This is a genomic window from Marinoscillum sp. 108, assembly GCF_902506655.1.
GTDB classification, from domain to species: Bacteria; Bacteroidota; Bacteroidia; order Cytophagales; family Cyclobacteriaceae; genus Marinoscillum; species Marinoscillum luteum.
Window position 1 is genome coordinate 128,816 of the sequence record NZ_LR734815.1, and the last position, 21,627, is coordinate 150,442.

The 21,627-nt window shown below is 46.7% G+C and carries 14 protein-coding genes; 6 read left to right on the forward strand and 8 right to left on the reverse strand.

Annotated elements, in window-relative coordinates:
• Positions 1-24: 24 nt before the first annotated feature.
• The 3 genes from alr to GV030_RS16980 are packed head-to-tail and all read right to left on the reverse strand — an operon-like array spanning position 25 to position 4,445.
• Positions 25-1,182: an alanine racemase gene (gene alr, locus GV030_RS16970; protein WP_159584515.1), complete on the reverse strand. Its 1,158-nt coding sequence runs from the start codon at positions 1,180-1,182 to the stop codon at positions 25-27.
• Positions 1,176-3,164, reverse strand: a complete 1,989-nt coding sequence (locus GV030_RS16975; protein WP_159584517.1) for a hypothetical protein — start codon at positions 3,162-3,164, stop codon at positions 1,176-1,178. The genes alr and GV030_RS16975 overlap by 7 nt, the downstream gene beginning before the upstream one ends.
• Before the next feature lie 57 nt (positions 3,165-3,221).
• Positions 3,222-4,445, reverse strand: a complete 1,224-nt coding sequence (locus GV030_RS16980; RefSeq protein WP_159584519.1) for an acetyl-CoA carboxylase biotin carboxylase subunit family protein — start codon at positions 4,443-4,445, stop codon at positions 3,222-3,224.
• 268 nt (positions 4,446-4,713) lie between these two features.
• Here GV030_RS16980 and GV030_RS16985 point away from each other — a divergent pair, with 268 nt between their 5' ends.
• Positions 4,714-5,616: a sialate O-acetylesterase gene (locus tag GV030_RS16985; RefSeq protein WP_159584521.1), complete on the forward strand. Its 903-nt coding sequence runs from the start codon at positions 4,714-4,716 to the stop codon at positions 5,614-5,616.
• Between the two features lie 35 nt (positions 5,617-5,651).
• Here GV030_RS16985 and GV030_RS16990 read toward each other — a convergent pair whose 3' ends face one another.
• From GV030_RS16990 to proB, 3 genes are all read right to left on the reverse strand, one after another.
• Positions 5,652-6,779 (reverse strand): aspartate aminotransferase family protein, encoded by a 1,128-nt coding sequence (locus GV030_RS16990; RefSeq protein WP_159584522.1) that lies wholly within the window; start codon positions 6,777-6,779, stop codon positions 5,652-5,654.
• Between the two features lie 69 nt (positions 6,780-6,848).
• On the reverse strand, positions 6,849-8,105 hold the full coding sequence (locus GV030_RS16995; RefSeq protein WP_159584524.1) for a glutamate-5-semialdehyde dehydrogenase: 1,257 nt from the start codon (positions 8,103-8,105) through the stop codon (positions 6,849-6,851).
• On the reverse strand, positions 8,102-8,863 hold the full coding sequence (gene proB, locus GV030_RS17000) for a glutamate 5-kinase (protein WP_159584526.1): 762 nt from the start codon (positions 8,861-8,863) through the stop codon (positions 8,102-8,104). The genes GV030_RS16995 and proB overlap by 4 nt, the downstream gene beginning before the upstream one ends.
• Before the next feature lie 232 nt (positions 8,864-9,095).
• On the opposite strand from proB, the gene GV030_RS17005 reads away from it, so the two are divergent.
• Entirely contained in the window at positions 9,096-10,079 is a 984-nt protein-coding gene (locus tag GV030_RS17005) for a cytochrome c (RefSeq protein WP_159584528.1), read from the forward strand.
• Positions 10,080-10,084: 5 nt separating this feature from the next.
• Here GV030_RS17005 and GV030_RS17010 read toward each other — a convergent pair whose 3' ends face one another.
• Positions 10,085-11,983, reverse strand: a complete 1,899-nt coding sequence (locus GV030_RS17010) for an ABC-F family ATP-binding cassette domain-containing protein (protein ID WP_159584530.1) — start codon at positions 11,981-11,983, stop codon at positions 10,085-10,087.
• Positions 11,984-12,128: 145 nt separating this feature from the next.
• Here GV030_RS17010 and GV030_RS17015 point away from each other — a divergent pair, with 145 nt between their 5' ends.
• From GV030_RS17015 to GV030_RS17030, 4 genes are all read left to right on the forward strand, one after another.
• Positions 12,129-16,376, forward strand: a complete 4,248-nt coding sequence (locus tag GV030_RS17015; RefSeq protein ID WP_159584532.1) for a CHAT domain-containing protein — start codon at positions 12,129-12,131, stop codon at positions 16,374-16,376.
• Positions 16,377-16,418: 42 nt separating this feature from the next.
• Positions 16,419-17,588 carry a sorbosone dehydrogenase family protein gene (locus GV030_RS17020; protein ID WP_159584534.1) on the forward strand — a complete coding sequence of 390 codons (1,170 nt, stop codon included), beginning with the start codon at positions 16,419-16,421 and terminating at the stop codon, positions 17,586-17,588.
• 3 nt (positions 17,589-17,591) lie between these two features.
• Positions 17,592-18,590: an ABC transporter ATP-binding protein gene (locus GV030_RS17025; RefSeq protein ID WP_159584536.1), complete on the forward strand. Its 999-nt coding sequence runs from the start codon at positions 17,592-17,594 to the stop codon at positions 18,588-18,590.
• 907 nt (positions 18,591-19,497) lie between these two features.
• Positions 19,498-19,980 carry a dCMP deaminase family protein gene (locus GV030_RS17030; RefSeq protein WP_159584538.1) on the forward strand — a complete coding sequence of 161 codons (483 nt, stop codon included), beginning with the start codon at positions 19,498-19,500 and terminating at the stop codon, positions 19,978-19,980.
• A 5-nt stretch (positions 19,981-19,985) separates the two neighbouring features.
• Here GV030_RS17030 and GV030_RS17035 read toward each other — a convergent pair whose 3' ends face one another.
• Positions 19,986-21,599 carry a T9SS type A sorting domain-containing protein gene (locus GV030_RS17035; protein ID WP_159584540.1) on the reverse strand — a complete coding sequence of 538 codons (1,614 nt, stop codon included), beginning with the start codon at positions 21,597-21,599 and terminating at the stop codon, positions 19,986-19,988.
• Between the last annotated feature and the right edge of the window lie 28 nt (positions 21,600-21,627).

Consider the following 21,627-nt stretch of genomic DNA (forward strand, 5'->3'; position numbering starts at 1 on the left):
ATAAATTATTACAATAACACAATATCACTTCACAATCCTTCTTGGAATGGCTGAAGGCAACCGGCTAAGCATTTCGTTATTAAGAAGCTGGGTGAGTTGAGTAAATGAGCTGATGTTGATGGTGTTATTCTGTTGGCGACCTACCAAAACTACTTCGTCTCCCACCTCCACATTGGAGATATGAGAGATGTCTACCATAAATAGATTCATATTGATCAACCCGACGATTGGGGCTTTCTTTCCTTTGATCAAAACAAACCCGCGGTTAGATTGTCCCCGAGGGTACCCGTTGGAATAGCCCAGTGGAAGTACGGCTACCTTCATATCCTGTGTGGCCTGATAGGCCGTACCATAGCCAATAAATTCACCTGCATCCACATCACGCACGTCCATCACGTCTGTTTTCCATGTAAAAAGTCGCTTAAGAGAGCCATTTCCTTTAGCCTCACCTGCCTGCATATGCATGTAATAGATGTCCGGGCTTGGCCAAAAACCGTATTGAGCAACACCCATCCTCACCATATCGTAGACCGTGTCGGGGTAGGCCAGTGCCGCAGCAGAGCATGCAATGTGACAGATTTCAGGAATTACTCTTTTCTTCTCGCAGATTTTCACGAATTCTTTAAAACGCCCCTGCTGAGCGGTAATCTTAAACTGATTGGAAAAGCTCTCGGCTCCACCAAAATGAGTACATAGCCCTTTGAAAGCAACATGCGCATGATTTTTCTTCAGAAAAGCAAGCGTATCCGGAAACTCACGGGCGTTCATCCCCGTGCGGTTAGCACCCGTTTCTACTTCGATATGTACTTTGGCCTGTATGCCCAGCTTTTGAGCCTTTTCCAAAACCACGGGCAGCCGCTCATAGTTAAATACATAGAACTCAATGCCATGCTCAATGGCCCACTCAATATCCTCGTCGTACAGAATACCCATGATCATCACATCAGCTGCTTCGGTTTTGACTTCCAAAATCTCCTCTGCTTCAAAAGCTGATGCTGTTGCAAAATGATCAACTCCCGCTCGCTCGGCCATTTTCACGAATTGAGCAATGCCATGACCGTAGGCGTTGGCTTTCACTACTGATGAAATCCTGACGTCTTTCCCTACCTTCTTACGAATAAAGTTGATATTGTTGGTCAGTGACGATTGACTGAGTTCTATTCTTGATGAGTGCCTTACCATAGCTTGATTTGTTGATTCCAGATATAGGATTTGCCCCAGCTCTCCTGCGCCAGAGCAACTGCGTCTTTCAGTAAATGATCAGGTACACCACTTAAAAAATCGGTGGTATCCAGCGGGTTGTAATGGAACGCATACACCCTGGCTACAAACTGCCCAAATGGTAAAGAGGACTCGCCATGCTTCTCCCCATGGCCGAATACAGAGGGCTTGATACCCTGCCCCCAATCTTGTCTACCCTCATTGTTCGGATTAAGAAAATAGGCACGAACCACACCTGTGGAGTCCTGGTCTACCCTGAGTAATGAAATGGCGTGAAAGCCCATCATATCGCCCTTAGAACTGGTAATAAAAATCCCCACAGGATTGGGATAGACCATTTCTCTCTGCCCGTTAAATTCTGGATGAAAAGCTGCGTAAAAAATTCGTACAAAGCCCTCAAAATCCAGAATGGAATTGGTCAGGTAATCATAGCAGGAAGCAAACCCCAACTGAATCCATTGCCCGTACATGAGTGGGTTCACCCACTTATGTGGGTCTTCACCCCGGCCTGCCGTGCGCCGCATCATTTCGTTGTACAGTTTGTCCAGATGTGGCACGAGCACTACGGAGACCGGATCCAGATTATAGTCCAGCTTTTCCATCAGCCCCTTACCCAACTGATTAGAGGTGAGGTCCACATTTTCAAACCTCATGATGAGGTTATTTTGGGTGGCCACTGTGATAATCATGTCAATTAACTTGGCAGGGGCATGCTGACTCCACATACTCATCCCTCTGGCTGACTGGCAAGTGGGGTTATTGCCCTGGCCTACCCCCAGTGGCTGTCCCAGGACTCTGAGCGTACCCCCCAGCAGGTACTTCAGAGCATTGGCATCTGGCTGCTGGTTAACGAGTGACTTTAGGATCCGCTTCTCCACCTGACTGTTGAGCTTGATCTTCCTGAGATTTTCCAATCCCACACGGACTGGCCTTCTGGAAAACAGGTTTTTACCCAGCATACGCGCCAGCCCATAGATACACTGACAATTATCCGGGCTTACCACCTCCATAATAAGCGTGGATACCAGCTCATGAAACTTCTCCCATTCAGCTATACCCCGGTCGTTGAGGTCCAGACTGTCCGGTACCAGGTCGGGGTATTCCTGCACCAGTTTTTGAAGGAGAAGCGCATGAAAGCTACTTACCAGCCCTGTAGAGCTCATGTGATACCCCATCGCTTCAGCTTCAGCCTTGAGGGTTTTCATATTGGCATTGCTCAGAAAGTATTGATAATCCGATAGCTCACTATGTGCTTTGGCTCCTTTTGATGGGCCATAAATCGCATTTATACAATGCCTTACTGACTCATCTGTTTTGGAGTTACCTGAGGTATCAAATCGCTCATCCACAAGCCTGATCAACTCACGAACTTTTCTGGTCACGATAGGCCGCTGAGCACAAATGAGCCTGATCTCCTCGGCCAGTTTTTCATAAACTCCTCCCAGGTCTATTTCACTCATGATAAACCCAAAGAGATTAAACGCTTTCTTCATCTCACGCTCTGACATGACGATCCTGGTTTCTTCAGAGGGTTCCTTCAGAGCAAATTCGAGATTGTGCACCACCACTTCCTCTAGAAAATGCTGCGCATCTTCAGCAGTCATGACCGGAGATACCATGTCTCCATTGGCCATGGCCAAAAGCCTGAGCTCTGAAAGAATTTCAAAGCTGGAGGAAGGATGCCCAAACGTAAGAGTTCCTTTAACCAGGTATGGGACTAACTTATCAGGTTCGTTCCAGGCGGTGCCCGTAAATATTCCCGCTTCGTCAAGATCTGAACACTTCTTGTAGAGGTATGATAAGCCATCTCTCGTAAGGCTCAGCAAGTCTATCTGACTAGCCAACTTGGTTGCCTTTTCAGGTTTGGTGAGTTCAGTGGATTCGAAAAACTCCTTTAAGCTTAACTCAAAGTTATCAAATACCTGATCTGAAGCTGTTTGCATACGTTGTTTTGAATTCAATACTATTAAAAAATGATCGCTTAAAGTCGCCTTACTTACTTAGATATAAAAATCGACCTCTTCATAGTGCTGCAAAAGTTCTGTCATCCTATCCGGATCTTCCCCTTTGAAATTGATGGTACCAAAATGATTACCAAAACCCTCACGACTGTCGCTGAGCTTCTGACCACTGTAAGGTGGTACCAGCGTGTGGTCCACAAAGTATGGCTCATTATTGAGTTCCTCAGGTATCTCTAGCTTTGAAAACTGACGCTTGCGTGGGTAGATCATCACATTTCCGTGGTAATTTTTGGGCTTAAAATCTTTGGCCGGAAAAATAGCATCCAATTCCTCCTCAGTGGCATTGGGATCATGAGAAACGACAAATGCCGCTAGTGCATCAAACTCCCATGATTTACTGGCCAGCTCCAAAATATGACCGCCCGGGATTCTGCAGGCTGTTTCTCCAAAATTGAGCTCATCATTGTCGGTCAGAAACCATTCCGGATGCACCATACCATACTCAATCCCAAAAATATCAACCAACTTCTGTACATGCTGATGTATGAGATCTCTTTTACTCCGCAGATAGTTTCCTTCTGGAATAAAATTGGAATAACCCAGCTTGACGTACTCGGTAATATTCAGAAACCGTATTTTCCCTTTGTGAATAAAGGCCTCGCAAGAAAACTCCCTACCAGAAAGGTGGCTCTCAGCCAAACATGGAAAATCACCGTCTTCGCACTTTTCGTCTATGTCCTTCATGGAGCGAAGTAACCTGTGCCCGACGGTACCTGCCGAAGCAAAGGGCTTGATGTGTACCCAGCTATCTTCTTCGCCTTCCAACTGCAGGTTGGCTTCATTGAGACGCTTCATAAAGGCTTTGACTCCCTCTTTATTATGCACTTCCTCAAAAAGCCCAACACGCAACCCTCCAATAAGCGCCTTACGTTTCATCATGGCCTTATTTCTGAAAAGGAACGCACGATTGAGTACCCGTGGGTCACCGCGATAAATAGAATTGAGTGCACCTGCCCACTCCACTGTTTCTTCATAAAGAGGTACCGCCACATCTGCGTCAAAGGGTTTGAGCTTTTCCACCAGGTCTAATGAATTGGATGTATCACTCCATTCATCCAGCTGGTAAGACACAAACGGGATGTCGTTTTCCTTTGCATAAGGTTCAAAATCAGCAAAGGAAACCACTACATAAGGTTTTCCCAGCTTCTGCATACTCTCTATCACGGGCAGACTCCATCCAATCAATGCAAAACATTTAGCCATAACTATTTTCTATTTTAAGGTTGTGAAATCGATTAATCAGCGCAGACGCATCTCTTCGAAGGGACCCAATTGGACATATATTTCCTGTATTAGATAGACACATCTATCTATAGTAATGACTGAGTGTCTTTATTGTTCCTGAAAATCGCGATTACCTCTAAGAGTACAGCAGTTTCTTAGAATAGTTTAAAATGAGAATGCCTTAACTGATGATTGGTGCCAGTACCCGAAAAGTATTAATTTAAGCCTTCAAAAAAATCCAACCGAAATGAAAAGTCTGATTCATCTGATTTTAGTGTTTATTCCCCTGTTCTCCTTCAGCCAGGAAACCGTTCGTGTTTTCTATCTGGGTGGTCAGTCCAATATGGACGGCTACGGATACAACAAAGATTTACCAGATTCACTGAGCGGATCATTCGATAATGTCTGGATATTTCATGGCAATCTCGCCGGAGATGGTGAGCCCAACGGTGGTCAGGGAATCTGGGAAGTCCTTAAACCCGGCCATGGAGTCGGGTTTGCATCAGATGGTAAATCCAATCAGCTCAGCGACCGGTTTGGGCCAGAACTCGCGTTTGCGAAGAGGATACAAGGACTTTACCCTGGTGAAAAGATTGCATTGATCAAATATTCCAAAGGTGGTACCTCCATAGACAGCCTCGGTGCGGGGCCCTTTGGTTCATGGGAGCCAGACTTTCGGGGAAAGGGTGGGATCAATCAATACGATCATTTTTTAGCCACCATACGAAACGCCACACAGGTGCAAGACATAGATGGAGATGGGGTAAATGATCTCCTGGTCCCCAGTGGTATTCTCTGGATGCAGGGGGAAAGCGATGGCGACAAAACGGAAGCCATGGCCAACCGCTACTATGCCAACCTGAAACGTCTGATGGACCTTGTACGTGCTGCTCTACGGGTGGATGACCTTCCGGTAGTGATTGGAAAAATATCTGACTCCTGGAACGATGAAGATGGCAAAGTATGGGACTACGGCGAACTGGTGCAATACGCACAGGAAAAATATGCCCGCACCGACGGCAATGCTGCCATAGTAAGGAATACACGGTACTATGGCTACTCAGATCCATGGCACTACAAGAGTGAAAATTACATTGACCTGGGCAAGGCCTTTGCTGATGCTTTATACCAAATAATGGGAGATCAATAGTCTCCCTTTGCCTTTAGGAGTAAAGCTTCAAACCTTCACCCAACAGCACTTTTAAAAATCTCCAGGAAGTGATCGGCATCCTCTTTACTGAGGTTGAGCGCGGGCAGCAACCTAATGGTGTTCTTTCTGGAAGCCGAACCCGTGAATATGTGATGATCAAACAGCAACTTCTTTCGAAGGTCCGCTGCGGGATATTCCAGATCAATACCGATCATCAGGCCTTTTCCACGTACCTCCTGCACAGCGGATATTCCGGCCAGTTCACCCATCAGGTAGTCCCCAATAGCTCCTGCATTTTCGATCAGATGTTCCTCCTGAATCACCTCCGCCACGGCCAGTGCAGCTGCACAAGCCAGATGATTTCCGCCAAACGTGGTGCCTAGCATTCCGAACTTCGCTTCAAACTTGGGAGAGATGAGCACTCCTCCTATCGGAAACCCATTGCCCATCCCTTTGGCCATGGTATAGAGGTCGGCTTCCACACCATAGTAATCCTGGGAGAAAAACCGACCACTTCTCCCATAGCCGCACTGTACGGAATCGGCAATAAATACCGTTCCATAGATATCGCATAGTGAGCGGATTTTCTTCATAAAAGACTCATCCGGCAAAAAAATACCGCCCACACCCTGAATGCCCTCTATGATCACTGCAGCAATCTCGTCGTTGGCAAAAGCCATCTCCAGTGCCTCCTCATCGTTGAAGGGCAGAATCAATGCATTGTCTGTAGCATTAACGGGAGCCACAATGCCCGGATTATCAGTCACCGCCACAGCCAGAGAAGTACGTCCATGAAATCCATTGGTAAATGAGATCACTTTCTTCCTCCCTGTGTGGAAAGAAGCCAGTTTCAAGGCGTTTTCATTGGCCTCAGCTCCAGAGTTGCACAAAAACAAATCCCACTCAGGTCTACCAGAAAGTTCACCTACCTTAACAGCCAGCTCCTCCTGCAGTGGGTTCTGAATTGAATTGGAATAAAAACCCAATCGCTGCACTTGCTCTGTGATGCGCTGAACATAGCGCGGATGAGAATGGCCAATAGAAATGACCGCATGACCACCATACAAATCAAGGTATCGGATGCCAGCTGTGTCGTAGACATAGCTGCCTTCACCTCGGGTGATCTCTATAGGAAAGAGTGGATATACATTGAATAAACCCATTTTCTGTATTTTGAAAAGTTGATATTATAAAGGTGAAAACCCCTTTCACCATATCGGTCTGCTACTTCATTAATTGTTCCGGATCTGTCCGTCTCCCCTCACCACCCATTTGTAGCTGGTCATTTCCCTCAACCCCATGGGGCCACGAGCGTGGAGTTTTTGCGTGCTGATACCGATCTCAGCACCCAGCCCAAACTCACCACCATCCGAAAAAGCAGTGGAAGCATTGGCGTATACGCAGGCCGCATCCACCTGTTTCAAAAACTGATCAATCGTCTGCTGATCTTCAGCAACAATCGCTTCACTGTGCTTGGAGCTATATCTGGCAATATGCTCCAGTGCTTCTTCCAAGTCCGTTACCACGCGTATCGACATTTTGTAACCGAGCCATTCTATCCCAAAATCTTCTTCATTGGCCGGATGTAACAAGTCGCTTTGGTAATGACCTGTTAGCACTTTCAAACTTTCCTCGTCAGCGTAAATCCCCACCTGATGATGTTCATCCATTCCCGCCAGCAGTTGAGGCAGGTCACTAAGCAAACTCCTGTGCAATACCAGACAATCGAGGGCATTACACACGCTCACTCGCCTGGTTTTAGCATTCTGAATAATGGCCTTCGCTTTGACCAAATCTGCTGAGCTATCCACGTAGGTATGGACGATACCCGCTCCAGTCTCAATCACAGGAATGCTGGCGTTTTTCCGAACAAAATCGATCAGGCCCTGACTACCTCTGGGGATGGCACAGTCTATGAGACCCTCAGCTGTGAGGATCGGTTGCAGCGCTTCACGTTCGGCCGGAGCCAGGTAAACCACCTCTTCGAGTTGATGTGCCTTCAGGACCTCATGAATCACCGCTACTATAGCGGCATTGGAGTCTTTGGCATCCCGGCTACCCTTCAGCACACAGGCATTTCCTGTCTTTAGACAGAGTGAGAACACATCAAATGTCACATTGGGGCGTGACTCATAAATCACAGCAATAACCCCAATAGGTACTGACACCCTGGACAGCATCAAACCATTGGGTAATGTGCGCTCTTCAAGCTGCTGACCCAACGGAGTGGGCAGCTGGGCCACCCTGCGGATATCTTCGAGAATCGACTTCAAACGATCATCGTTCAGTAAGAGGCGGTCATATTTAGGATCCTCAGGATCCATGCGACTGAGGTCTTCCTGATTGGCTGCCAGTATAGAGTCTTTTTTCTCCCATGACAAATCTGCCACTTCATTCAGGATTTGCCGGATCTGCACATCTTCCAGACTAACCAGTCGACGGCTGGCGGTCTGTACCCCCTTCAAACTTTTCAGTATCTCCTCTTTCATTTGCTTGCTTCTTTTATGGCAAAACGAGTGCCCATTGCTTTCCCGTTGAGAACATCCAGAATAACATTATCCTGCTTGCCGTTGGCAATGAACGTCTCAATACCTCCGGCAGCGGCTCGCGTGGCTATCTCTACTTTTGAATGCATTCCTCCTCTGCCCATTCCGGATTTTTCCACGGAAATGTGCTTCTTGTGGGCATCATCACCAAAAGGAACCAGACCAATCACGTGTCCGGTATCATCATACACCCCATCTACGTTGCTCAGGATGATCAGTTTTTCCGCACCAATCATGGAGGCTGTGAGTCCGGCCAACTCGTCATTGTCTGTAAACATCAGTTCTGTAAGAGAAACCACGTCGTTTTCATTCACAATAGGAACAATCCCCTGACCAATGAGCCCCTCGAAGCAGTTCATCATGTTTTCATAGTGCTCTCCTTCAGCAAAGTCTTCTTTGGTGGTGAGCACCTGAGCGCACACAATGTCATACTCTATGAACAATTCAAAATAGCGCTTCATCAGGGAAGTCTGCCCGACCGCAGAAAGCACCTGTCTTCTGATAGCCTCACTGGTGATGCCACTGTCTCCAATAATACTCCTGCCTGCACCCACAGCGCCTGAAGATACCAATACCGGATGCCAGCCCTCCTGAATCAGCTTCACGAGCTGTACCACCACTTGTCGGAAAATAAGCTTATCCAACATCCCATCGTGCCTGGTCAGCACGTTTGTTCCCACCTTTATTACGATCCGTTTCACCTCTTTTCGATGATTTAAAAATGCTAAGTTGTTTTTTGGGTTGTGTTGCAATCAGACCTTTGGGGCAATGTCAAAGAAGAGACTCGGTCTAAATTGAGCGGAAAAGTAGCAGTAAATTGATTCAAAGTGAAGGAAATAAGTCAACAGTTGTCTTCATTTTTTGTGATCCCTACCCCATTGACTTTTTTTTGGATAATTCTTACCTTCAGGATTCACGAACCTAACCATTTTTATGAAAATCCTAAAAATCCTTGGAATTATTATTGCTGGCGTAATTTTGCTGGCACTTTGTGGCATTGCCTTCATCAAAACTACATTGCCTGATGTGGGACCAGCGCCCGAGGTATCCATAGCAGTCACTCCTGAATTGGTGGCTCGTGGTGCCTATCTGGCCAATAGTGTGACGGTTTGCATGGACTGTCATTCTACTCGCGAATGGTCAAAATTCTCTGGCCCACTCAAACCTAATACACTGGGACAAGGTGGTGAAATCTTCAATCAGGACTTTGGTTTCCCTGGCTCCTTCACCTCCAAAAACATCACTCCAGCTGGTGTGGGCGACTGGACAGACGGTGAGCTTTACAGGTTGATTACCACAGGGGTCACCAAAGACGGCAACCCGATATTTCCGGTAATGCCCTACAAGAGATACGGCCAAATGGCTGATGAAGACATTTACTCCATCATTGCGTATATCCGATCTCTTGCCCCTATACAAAATGAGGTGACACCTTCTGAAGCTGATTTCCCGATGAGCATCATCCTGCATACGATTCCCCAACCAGGAAACCCACAGCCTAAACCGGATAAAAGCGACGTATTGGCCTATGGCGCCTATATGGCCAATGCTGCCGCTTGTGGTGACTGCCACACTCCGCAGGATAAAGGCGCGCCAATTATGGCACTGAATTATGCTGGAAGTTTTGAATTTAACATGCCCGGGTTCGGGATTGTTCGGTCGGCCAATATCACCCCTGATGAGAAGACTGGTATCGGCTCGTGGTCCGAAGATTTCTTCGTGAACAGATTCAAAGCTTATGCAGACTCAAGCTACGTGCCGCATACTGTGGGCGAAAATGACATGCAGACGGTGATGCCCTGGTTGATGTATGCCACCATGGAAGAAGAAGACCTCAGAGCAATATATACCTATCTGAGATCCCTTCCGGCCATTGAAAATAAAGTGGTGAAATTCACACCAGCCTCAGAACGGTAAAAGGACTACCCTATTTTTTCCACCAATTGCTCCCAGGTAGCATTGAGCGTTTCCAGCTCAGCTTTCTTGCTCTGGTAGCGGTTGGTGGTTTTTTCCATTTTGGCAGCGTCTCCAAATACCTCTGGTTTACTAAGCTCCGTTTCCAGTTTAGTTACTTCGCTTTCCAGTGCTTCAATCTTGCCTTCCAGTTGAGCTATCTCCTTTTCCAGTTGTTTCTGGGTATCGTCGTGGCGTGGCTTTTCAACTGCTACTTTAGCCTTTTCCTTTTTCTCACTATTCTGAGGCTGGGGTGATGACTTTTTCTTCTCCTGCTCTCTATTATACCACCACTCCCACTCTTCGTAAGTACCGGGGTACTCTTTGATTTCATGGTCTTCGATCCACCAGATCTTATTGGCCACTTTGGAGATAAAATCCCTGTCGTGAGATACCAGCAAAAAGGTACCCTCAAACTGCTGCAGGGCCTGTACCAGTATACTCACCGACATCATATCCAGGTGGTTGGTAGGCTCATCCAGCATGAGAAAATTGGACTCGGTAATCAGGGTTTTGGCCAGTGCCACACGCGACTTCTCTCCTCCACTCAATACCTTTATTTTCTTAAAAACCTCATCATCGGTAAAAAGGAAACAGCCCAATACACCACGTAACTCCTGATCGGTTTTTCCGGAGCCCGCTTGTTTCAGTTCTTCAAGAATTTCATTCTGAATATTCAGCGCCTCCAGCTGATGCTGCGCATAGAAAGCCGTAGTTACATTGTGTCCCTTCTGTAAGGTGCCCTGAAAAGATTCCGTCTCTGCAACAATACGCAGCGCTGTGGATTTTCCTTTTCCATTGGCCCCTATAAAGGCAATTTTATCCCCACGCTCAATGTGCGCATTGGCATGTGAAAGGATGTTGAGGTCGCCATAGGACTTGGAGATATTCTCCATCTTCACTACATGACGTCCTGATTTTACTTTGAATTTAAATTTGAAATCGACCGCCGCAGCTTCATCCGCCACAGCCTCTATGCGCTCCATTTTGTCCAGCATTTTGGCCCTGGACTGTGCCTGTTTTGCCTTTGAAGCCTTGGCCTTGAAGCGTTCCACAAAGCGTTCAGCCTGCCTGATTTTCTGCTGCTGGTTTTCAAATGCATTTTGTTGAATCTCATTTCGCAGCTCCTTCTCCTCCAGATAGAAATCGTAATTACCAGCGTACATATTGAGCTGATAAGCCGACACTTCCACTATTTTATTGATAGAAGCATTCAAAAATCGTCTATCGTGCGAAACGATAATACAGGCACCGTCATAAGACTGCAGGTAATTCTCCAGCCACTGAATCGAAGGTAAATCCAGGTGGTTAGTAGGCTCATCCAGCATGAGCAGGGAAGGCTTTTCCAGCAGCAATTTGGCGAGCATCACGCGCATGCGCCACCCTCCGGAAAACTCCTTGAGTGGTCGCTGAAGGTCCTGGGTACTAAACCCTATTCCTTCCAGAATTTCTTCGGCCTTCGCCTGCATGGTGTAACCATCGTTGGTTTCAAACCGCTCCTGCAATTTGGCCAGTTTGTCCACTAGCTCATCACGGTAGTTGGTTTCCATCTCATGCAGCACCTCATCTATTTGCTTCTGAATCTTCATGGTCTCAGCAAAGGCCTGCATAGCCACATGAAGAATGGAATCGTCGGTTAGGTAAGAAAGCAGATCCTGATTCAAAAAACCAATGGTCGTATCATTACTCATATTGATCTCGCCAGCGGTAGGTTGATCCTCGCCTGTGATCATTTTCAGCAGGGTAGACTTACCGGTACCATTCAGCCCAATAAGGCCTATACGGTCCTTGGGACCTATAAAAAGCGATGCATCATCATACAGGGGCCTGTCTCCGATGTAATATGAAAGGTTATTGATACTAATCATGGCCGCAAAGTTATATGACTCGGCAGATGAAAAACGATTCCCGCTCGTTTTTTCCTCACTATCACTTAATTAAGTATGAATAGTATTTATAGGAGCTTATTAATTAATTTTATCCTTGAGCCGCCATCTCATTTTTAAACAAGCCATGATATCTCCTAAAATGTATCTCCGCAAATCGTGCGTCATTGCACTGTTATTTCTCTTTGTATCCTCGGCCACCCAGGGACAGACCTGGGAAGTACTCCTGAAAAAAGCTGAAAAGCAGTACAACAAAGGCAAATATGCCAAAGTAGAAAAAGCACTGACCAAGCTGAGAAGCAAGCACATTGCCAAGAAATACAAGGGGGACTCTTCCCTCTACCCCCTCACCTACATCATGGGAGCCAGGGCAGACTATGCCATGGCCGATTTTAAGGGTATGGAGGGCAATTTCAATATTGCTTTGAAATCACTCCCAAAATGGAAAAATGGGCATACCTACAATTACACCATGGGAATGCTTAGGGTCATTGACTTCTACAATGAATATGGGAACCACCGAAAAGCTGATAGCCTGACCTCCATCCTGGAAGGACTCAGTACTGCTTACCTGCAAAATGACATTCTGGCTCAGGAGATCAAAATGCGCCGGGCTTTTACCGATGTAGCCATGGGCTCATATGATGAGGCCCTCATCTCCCTCAAAGAACTCATCGCAGCATGGCCTACCAAACTCAAATTGAGCTATTCATTTGAAGCCATAAAAGCAGAAGACGAAGCTTACAAAACACAACTTCTGGTAGATCTTTTCACAGCGGAAATAGAAGCATACCGAGGCAAGGGTGAATATCAAAAGGCCATTGAGCTGCTGGAGACTCGCAACAAACAGGTGAACCGACTAGTAGAAGCCACCACAGAGGCATATGTAGACTTCAGAATTGCCGAAACCAACGTGTATCTGGACTATGGTGATGCCACCAAGGCCAGAAAAGTGAGTGACCAGATTCTCACTGTAAAACCCAAAGGGAAACTTTTTGAAAAAGCTGGCTTTGCCAACATCATTGCCAATGAACGAGAAGGGCGCTTTGGCGATGCTGTGACCACTTCCATGAAAGTAGAAACAGCTTTGATCAAGGCCAAAGTGAGTCGGGAATATGCCTATTTCAACACAGAGTTTCTCAACACCCTCATGCGCAGCTATGAGCGAGATACCAAGCAAAACATAGTGATGCGATTCAATTCGCTGATCTCGCGCACCGCCAACCTCCTGCCTGAGGATCACAAGACCATGACCTTAGCACTTGAAAATGGAATTCAATACATTTTCGACATTCAACGATCAGAGAATTATCCGCTCGCGGAGAAATTCTACATCAAACTGGGTGAGTCTCTGAATACCCGGTATGGAAAAAGGGCCCTGCAAACCAATATCTATCAAATCAACTTTGCGGGCTATTACCTGAAGTACTCAGAAAACCCGGCCAGGGCTTATAAGCTACTGGCCGGGGAAGTGTACAAAAAACCACTCACCCAACTGTCCACCCAGCATCCTGATTATGCACGCATCGTCACCGATCTAATGGAGTATTTCACCCTCACGGGTAACTTTGACTATCCTATTGCCCTAACCAAAACTGTAGTAGAGGCCATGGTGGCCAACCCCAATACCACCAACTCAGAGCTGGGTGAAAAACTGGTGGCGCTTGCCAGACTGCAAATACAAGGCGGCTACTACAAAGATGCTGAGCTCAATGCCGACGAAGCACTGAAGGTACTCAGGCGTGGCGGTGAGCGTAAATCCGAGGAGTATGTGAAGGCGCTCAACAGCGCTGCATTTCTATACGGTACCATTGGATTGTACAACAAAGCAGAGAATCAGCTCCGCAAATCAGAATCTATTTATAAGAAAATAGCCACTGCCAATCAGGAACTCCGGCTGGAATCCATCGTGGACCTGGCCTTTCTCTACACCCGTATGGGCAACTATAGCGAAACCGAGGAGCTGGTGAATACGGCCATTGCAGAGCGGAAAAAACTATACGGAAGCAGTAGCCGCCGATTAATCAAACCATACAGTGCGCTGGGCGAGGTGTTCATGATCCGAGGGGACTATCCTGAATCGGAAAAAAACCTGAGAGCGGCCCTCTCGATTGCCGAAACCGTGTATGGCGACACCACACTGATCTTTGCTGAGACCCTCAGCAAAATGGTAAAACTATACCTCGACCTGGGCAACTATGAAGCAGCGCTGGTCAATGCCACAGACGTGCTGAAAATCAGGGAAAAAACCCTACGCCCCGATCATATTCTCTTTGCGGATACCTACACAGACCTTGGCCACATTCATTATAATCTTGGTAGTCAGCTCCAGATAGTGGACAAATACTATCAGCTGGCCAAAGAAATCACCGCGTCCAACTTTGACGAAAAGCATCCACTCTACGCCGAAGCGCTCAAAAACATTGCGTTTGTACACATTCAGCGTGCAGAATATGACGTGGCTCTGGCACTCTTGGATCAGGCCGATGACATCTGGAGAGATGCGCTGGCCAACCAAAACAGAAGCTCAGGTGAGGTAGCCAGAATAAAAGGAGACATCTACAACTATCAGGGTAAATTCAAAGAAGCACGTCGTGAGTACGAAAAAGCGGCCAAGTATTTCAAACGAATCTTCAGTGAAGAACATCCTGACTTTCTCAATACCCAAAGCCGACTGGCACGTGCCTACTACATTAACGATGAAGTGAGCAAGGTGGAGTCCATACTCAGTGAGACAACTCTGGCTTACCTCAATTACACCAAAACCTACTTCCCTACTCTGAGTGAGGACGAAAAGGCCAAATTCTGGAACAAAATCAAACCGGACTTTGAATTTTATAATACGGTGGCGGTGCGCTATAGCGCCAGCAAGGAAAAATACCTGGAAAACATGTACGATTTTGCCCTGGCAACCAAGGGTCTCCTCCTCAACTCCTCCATCAAAACGAGAAATAGTATTCTTCACAGTGGGGACCAAAAACTGATTACACTTTTCAAAACCTGGGTAAGTAAAAAAGAATACCTCACCACAACTTTGGCTCAGAGTTCGGAGGACGCCAGTGAGACTGAAATAGACATCAAAAAGCTGAAAGACGAAATTGCAGTACTCGAAAAGCAACTAAGTGAAAGCTCCGACACCTTTGAGGATTCCTTCGAGTACAAACTCTACACCTGGGATGACATCCGTAAGTCGCTGAAAGACAATGAAGCAGCGGTTGAAATCATCAGATATCGGGAGTTTGATGACCAATTCAATGATGAGAAGATTCGATACGCCGCCCTCATTATCACCAGTGAGACCAGAAAGAATCCGGAATTGGTCCTTTTTGAAGATGGCAACGAAATGGAAACACGCCATTTTATGTATCACCGAAATATCACCAAATACAAATTAACTGATGCCAACTCTTTTGGCGTTTTCTGGGAGCCTATTTACAATAAGGTAAAGGACAAGGAAATTGTTTTCCTATCGCCAGATGGTATTTACAATCAGCTCAATGTAGAATCTTTCAAAATCAATGAAACGGAGTATGTCATTGACAAAATGAATGTGCGGGTAGTGAATAACACCAAAACCATCGCGGCGCTCCGCTCCAGAGAGGCGAAAAAAGTGAAAAAAGCCGAAGAGCCACGTGAATTCACTGCCATGCTGTTGGGCAATCCAAACTACTATATAACCGACGAAAACCGAAAAACTGCGCAACGAGAAGCCAATCGTGGCGGAGCCAATGTCTATGTACCACAGCTACCTGGCACAGAGCAGGAGGTTATCACCATCAATGATCTGCTGAAAACCAAGGGCTGGAAAATAGAATATTATCTTGGAGAAAATGCGACTGAAAATCAAATTAAGCAATCACAAAATTATACGCTCGTACACATTGCCACACATGGTTTCTTTGATGACAAAGCCAAAAAAGAGAAACGCCCTGAGTTTATGATTGAGGAAGATGACAATCCGCTCGACCGGGCCGGATTACTGGCAGAAGGTGGCGGAGATGTATTGGTAAAAGCCACCAAAAATTACAACATTGATGATGGAATACTCACCGCTCATGAGGCCATGAACCTCAATTTTGATAAAACTGAACTCATCGTACTGAGTGCCTGCGAGACAGGTCGTGGGGAGATTCAGCAAGGAGAAGGAGTATTCGGCTTACAGCGATCATTCCTCGTGGCCGGAGCAGATGCCATTGTCATGAGTTTGTTTCAGGTATCCGATGAGGTCACACAGAAGCTCATGGTGGAATTTTATAAGAACTGGCTCAATGGGCAGGATAAACGTACGGCGTTCAACAATGCCCAACTGACCATCAAAGCACAATACAGTGATCCTATTTATTGGGGGGCATTCACGATGATTGCCAAGAGCTAGCGCTATCTTTGAACAATCAAAAGACTTATTGATTAAATCTTCATGACCAGACTTATAATCATCTTGCTGAGCATTGCGCTCCTTTCCTGTACCAAGACACCGGAATCAGATTCGAATACTGAGAAATCTACATCAGCAGACACCACGTTGCTGGATATGACGGACTTGCAACTAGACTCCCTGGTGCTGCCTGACGGATTTTCCATAGCCCTCTATGGCCGGGTAGAAAACGCCCGATCTATGGCCATAAGCCCTTCGGGAGTCCTCTACGTGGGTAACCGCGGGGGTGACAAAGTCTACGCCCTGAAGGATAACGATGGTGATTTCAAAGCGGACGAGATTTACGTTTTGGCTACTGACATGCGAATGCCCAATGGTGTGGCTTTCAAAGATGGTGACCTGTATGTGGCTGAAGTGAGTAAACTTTGGAAATTTCCTGCCATAGAGAGTAACCTGGCCGCACCGGTCAAAGAACTGATCTATGACGATTATCCCACTGATGGTCACCATGGCTGGAAATATATTGCCTTCGGACCTGACGACAAGCTTTATGTGCCTGTAGGTGCTCCGTGCAACATTTGCGAAAGCAAGGATGAAATATATGCTTCTATCACCCGCATGAATGCTGATGGCTCTGACCGTGAAGTGTATGTAAGTGGAGTCAGAAACACGGTCGGGTTCGCCTGGCATCCAGAAACAGGAGATCTCTACTTTACCGATAATGGGCGAGATATGCTTGGTGATGACATCCCTCCCTGTGAGCTAAACAGAGCTACAGAAAAAGGCCAACACTTTGGCTACCCCTACTGCCATGGTGGCGATCTCAAAGACCCGGAATTTGGAGATAAGAGATCGTGTGATGAATTTGTGGCACCTGTTCAAAAACTCGGAGCACATGTGGCACCACTTGGCATGAAGTTCAACACCGGCAGTATGTTCCCTTCCCAGTACGCCAACCTGGCCTTCATTGCGGAACATGGCTCCTGGAACCGCTCGCCGGAGGCTGGGCACAGTGGCCACAAGATCACTACCGTGAAAATAGAAGACGGCCAGGGTGTAGCCTATGAAGATTTTATTACAGGTTTTCTCAACAAAGAAACCAACACCGCCTGGGGACGCCCGGTAGATGTACTGTTTCTCAAAGACGGCTCTATGCTCATCTCCGACGACCTGACCGGGTCTATTTACAGAGTGACCTACACCGGATCGTAAATATTGTCCATACTCAGCGCACATTCTGTAGGGAAAAACTATGACGGACGCACTGTCCTTCAAGGCGTTTCATTTGAAATCCATAAGGGAGAAGTATGCGCACTCATAGGCAGAAGTGGATCGGGGAAAACCACACTGATCAGGATACTGGCTGGCCTGCTCGCACCTGACACTGGCGAGGTTTGGCTGGAAGGCGAAAAGTTGGAAAATCCTGACGATCAACTCGTACCAGGCTATGAAGAAATCAGGCTCGTACATCAGGATTTTCAGCTGAAGCACCGCATGACAGTCCGGGAAAATATCCGGTACGAACTTCTCAGCTATGTGTCCGACTATCAGCACGAACGAATCTCAGAGCTGTTGAAGCTTTGCCGAATCGAGCACCTGCAGGATAAAGACATCTCTTTGCTCTCCGGAGGCGAAAAGCAGCGGGTGGCCATTGCCAGAGGCATGGCCACCGAGCCTGACGTGCTGTTGCTGGATGAGCCCTTTAGCAACCTGGACATCAACACCAAGGCTATCCTGCTCGAAGAAGTAAAGGAGATAGCAAGCTCTACGGATACTGCCATTTTCCTGATCACCCATGATGCTCGGGATGCTATGGAAATTGCCGACAGGCTGCTCGTGCTGGATGCCGGACAGCTCATCAAAACAGGCACACCGGAAAATATCTATCATGCCCCAGATGACACCAGAGTGGCTGACCTCCTGGGCCTTTATAATACATTGACAGTGGAAGAACTACAAACGCTTCTTCCAGACATCCTGCCACCAGCGGGGCAGCACTTCGGCTTGTGGGCAGAAGACCTGCAGCTCGATCCAGACGGTTTTGCAGCCACCATTCAAAAAGTAGTGTTTGGCGGGCCCTATAACAAGGTAGTTCTCTCTCCACATTCCCTTCCCCATTTACGCCTTTGGGCCTTTGATCATACAAAAAAAATCACTCCAACAACACAAGTCTGTTTTTCAATCAAAGGGGATCGCCTCTTCCCGGTCACCTAATTGCGCGGAAAACTCAATCTTGCCCACTTTGACCTCAATTAAGGCATTTGATAAATCAATCAGAACCATGGTGACCCAAAGCCGAAGGCATCAAAAGCCATCGTCTGTATCACAGAATTCTAACAAACCGGTCTTATTGACGAGTGAACCCTGATCAAGCAGTAAAGCTGTGGGGAGATTGCATTAAAGATGGATAATGAAGTAGAGTGACCTGATACCTTATAACCCCAATCCAACTGATTGGCCACTTACCCTTCATTTTCTTTGCTTGCCCCGGGCCGCGTAGGCAAAGAAAACAATTTGGTGCTCCAACCAAATGGCACCAACCTAGCCGGTCGCACGCAAAAAATCATTTTGACTCATCGTTTATGGACTTTTTTAAAGACCTTCTGAAGTCAAAATGATTCACACTTGTCCCGGCCGGGCAAGGCTTGGATGCCCCACCCGCCTTGTGCCCTTACTTTTCTGGATCTACAGTGGATTATTTCAGTTTTGCAAAATATAACCATTTAGTGATATCCCACACAAGTATTGCTTGATCCGTGCCCCCTCAATGATCAGCAAGCGCCAGCAGTCCTATAACCATAAAAAACCCCGCCTTGAGCGGGGTTTGCTGGGTGCTATCCGGAGTGATCAGATCAATCGAATAACCAGGCCAGATCCTGTGTTGCTGTGGGTTATCCCAAACAGTTTTCTTATTTAGTAGCGCAAATACCAATCATCTGATATAAGCATGAAATTACTACCTAAAAGCCTCTAAATGCTGTTGAAAAACATGATCAGTGGTGATATGTATCAACGGTATTCATCAAATATTTTAGGTAAGAAAACGTTACCTTTTTCCGTCTGATTTCAAAAAAGGTTAAATCCTTGAACACCTAATGCGAGTTGTCACTAGATTAGCAGTATGGACAGACCAGCGTTTGACGACATCTTCATGGAACTGGCAGTAAACCTTGCCAAAAAAAGTCATTGTATCAAAAGACATGTAGGGGCAGTACTTACCAAAGACACCCGCATCATCTCTATAGGCTACAATGGCCCTCCTGCAGGCACGCATAACTGTGATGAAGAATATCCTGAAACAGGTTGCCCCCGAGATTCAAAAGGTGGCTGCTCTCTGGCGATTCATGCCGAGCAAAATGCCATACTTTATGCTGTGAAGAATAAGGCAACAGTAGAGGGTTCCACCCTTTATGTGACACTTTCACCTTGTCTGGCCTGTGCCCGGATCATCTATACCGCCGGTATCGTAAAAGTCATCTACCTCAACTCTTATGCTGCTCACAAAGGAATAGAGCAGGATGAAGGAGTGGATTTCCTGAGTAAGTTTGGTGTGACCATGGAAAAGTACCAGGGTCAGATCTCTCATGTCACAGACCTAATCTGAAAAGGTTATTGAATAGCGAGTCTTTTGGTGGAATATCCATTTAAATTCTGCACTTTGAGTAAATAGGTACCCGGCTTCATTCCGGCTGTGCTAATCTTCTGCTCCACACTGAAATTGCCCGTGCTTATCTGAAGTCCGCTGATGGTATACAGTCCCCAGGACATATCTGCGGTGGCTCCGTCTACGGCAAATATCGATTCTGAAAAAGCAGGATTCGGATAAGTTTTGATTTCCGAAGAAAAAGCGGTGGACCCCAAGGCAATGACTTTGAGCACTTCATGAGTTCCATCATAGTCGGTCTGTGAAAGCCTGTAATAGGTGACCGTCCAGGCATTGTGTCCTTGTTCATCAGTCACTTCATACCTACGCATTTCTTTGCAGGATCCGGCTCCTTCCACTTTTATTATTTCCTCAAAAGTCTGTCCATCCCTTGATCGCTCCAGGGTAAAGTGGCTGTTGTTGAGTTCAGAGACGGTCTCCCAACTAAGTACAACCTTTCCTGCTCGCTCCACTCCTTCAAACAACAACAGACTCACAGGAAGCGGATTGCAGGAACTCCCGCAACATCCTCCACTCCCACCGGAGCAATCGCCAGTATCTCCCGTTGGTGTGTTGCCAGTGAAAGTACCTCCAACCACCAGAGTACCACCATTCACATCCACAGCACCACCATTCCTATTATCAAAATTTCCACCTACATCAATGAACCCTCCACTATCTGCGGAAACATCACTATTTCCACGATTGTCGAAATTGCGAAGCAGATTAAAAGTGCCATTGTTTCTTACCACTAAAATCTCATTCCCTGCATTGTCAAAATTGCCTGTGGCGCGAACATGTGAGTTGTCTATGTACCATTCATTATTCACAATATCCCCTTTAATATCCACCTGAGTATTGTTATTCATCGTGAGCACACCATTGCCATTGAAATCCAGTGCAGTGGTCCCAAATGACATCAAATTGGAAGTACCAAGATCCAGGGTGCTATTGTCAAAAACCACGCTACCATTTTCAATGGTCATTTTCCCTCCTGAATTCACGATACTGTTAGTAACTGTAGTGTTTTTCAAGGAAATACTCGTTCCCACATCCAGCACCGCGTCGGTGATGGTAGCATTCTCGAGTTGCAAACTCCCGGAGGTGGTTATATCTGTCCCTGTCATGGCCATGCTGGTCACGCTGGTGGTCCATGAGGATACGCCTGTAAATGTAGAGTTCTCCAGTACTACATCGTCTCCTGAGATACTCACTGTCCCCATGCTGAGTACTACATTGCTATTATACATGGCAAAATCTCCACCATTGGCGGTTGAAAAACTAGTAGATACATTATAGGTGCCGCCATTGTAGGTGTTGGTGGATCCGGCCCCATCGGCTAGTGTCCACACATTAAAGGTAGCTCCAGTGCCGTTGAGCGTACCTCCGGATTCTACTTTGAGTGTACCCATCACGGTCACCGTGACTCCCGGATCCACATTGAGCGTAGTGCCGGAAATGGTCAGGTTCCCAATGGTGGTACAATTGCTGCTAATAGTACCAGAAGTAGGGCATTGTGCCCATAACACTCCGGTAAGTGCTAAATATGAGATGGTGAGTAAGCCTATTTTGATGATCATAAGGTGGTTTTTTTTTAGTCCATAGCTA

Excerpts from the sequence above, each read along its gene's own strand:
- alr (WP_159584515.1), bottom strand. The coding sequence starts at position 1,182 with ATGGTAAGGCACTCATCAAGAATAGAACTCAGTCAATCGTCACTGACC.
- GV030_RS16975 (WP_159584517.1), bottom strand. The coding sequence starts at position 3,164 with ATGCAAACAGCTTCAGATCAGGTATTTGATAACTTTGAGTTAAGCTTA.
- GV030_RS16980 (WP_159584519.1), bottom strand. The coding sequence starts at position 4,445 with ATGGCTAAATGTTTTGCATTGATTGGATGGAGTCTGCCCGTGATAGAG.
- GV030_RS16985 (WP_159584521.1), top strand. The coding sequence starts at position 4,714 with ATGAAAAGTCTGATTCATCTGATTTTAGTGTTTATTCCCCTGTTCTCC.
- GV030_RS16990 (WP_159584522.1), bottom strand. The coding sequence starts at position 6,779 with ATGGGTTTATTCAATGTATATCCACTCTTTCCTATAGAGATCACCCGA.
- GV030_RS16995 (WP_159584524.1), bottom strand. The coding sequence starts at position 8,105 with ATGAAAGAGGAGATACTGAAAAGTTTGAAGGGGGTACAGACCGCCAGC.
- GV030_RS17005 (WP_159584528.1), top strand. The coding sequence starts at position 9,096 with ATGAAAATCCTAAAAATCCTTGGAATTATTATTGCTGGCGTAATTTTG.
- GV030_RS17010 (WP_159584530.1), bottom strand. The coding sequence starts at position 11,983 with ATGATTAGTATCAATAACCTTTCATATTACATCGGAGACAGGCCCCTG.
- GV030_RS17015 (WP_159584532.1), top strand. The coding sequence starts at position 12,129 with ATGATATCTCCTAAAATGTATCTCCGCAAATCGTGCGTCATTGCACTG.
- GV030_RS17020 (WP_159584534.1), top strand. The coding sequence starts at position 16,419 with ATGACCAGACTTATAATCATCTTGCTGAGCATTGCGCTCCTTTCCTGT.
- GV030_RS17030 (WP_159584538.1), top strand. The coding sequence starts at position 19,498 with ATGGACAGACCAGCGTTTGACGACATCTTCATGGAACTGGCAGTAAAC.
- GV030_RS17035 (WP_159584540.1), bottom strand. The coding sequence starts at position 21,599 with ATGATCATCAAAATAGGCTTACTCACCATCTCATATTTAGCACTTACC.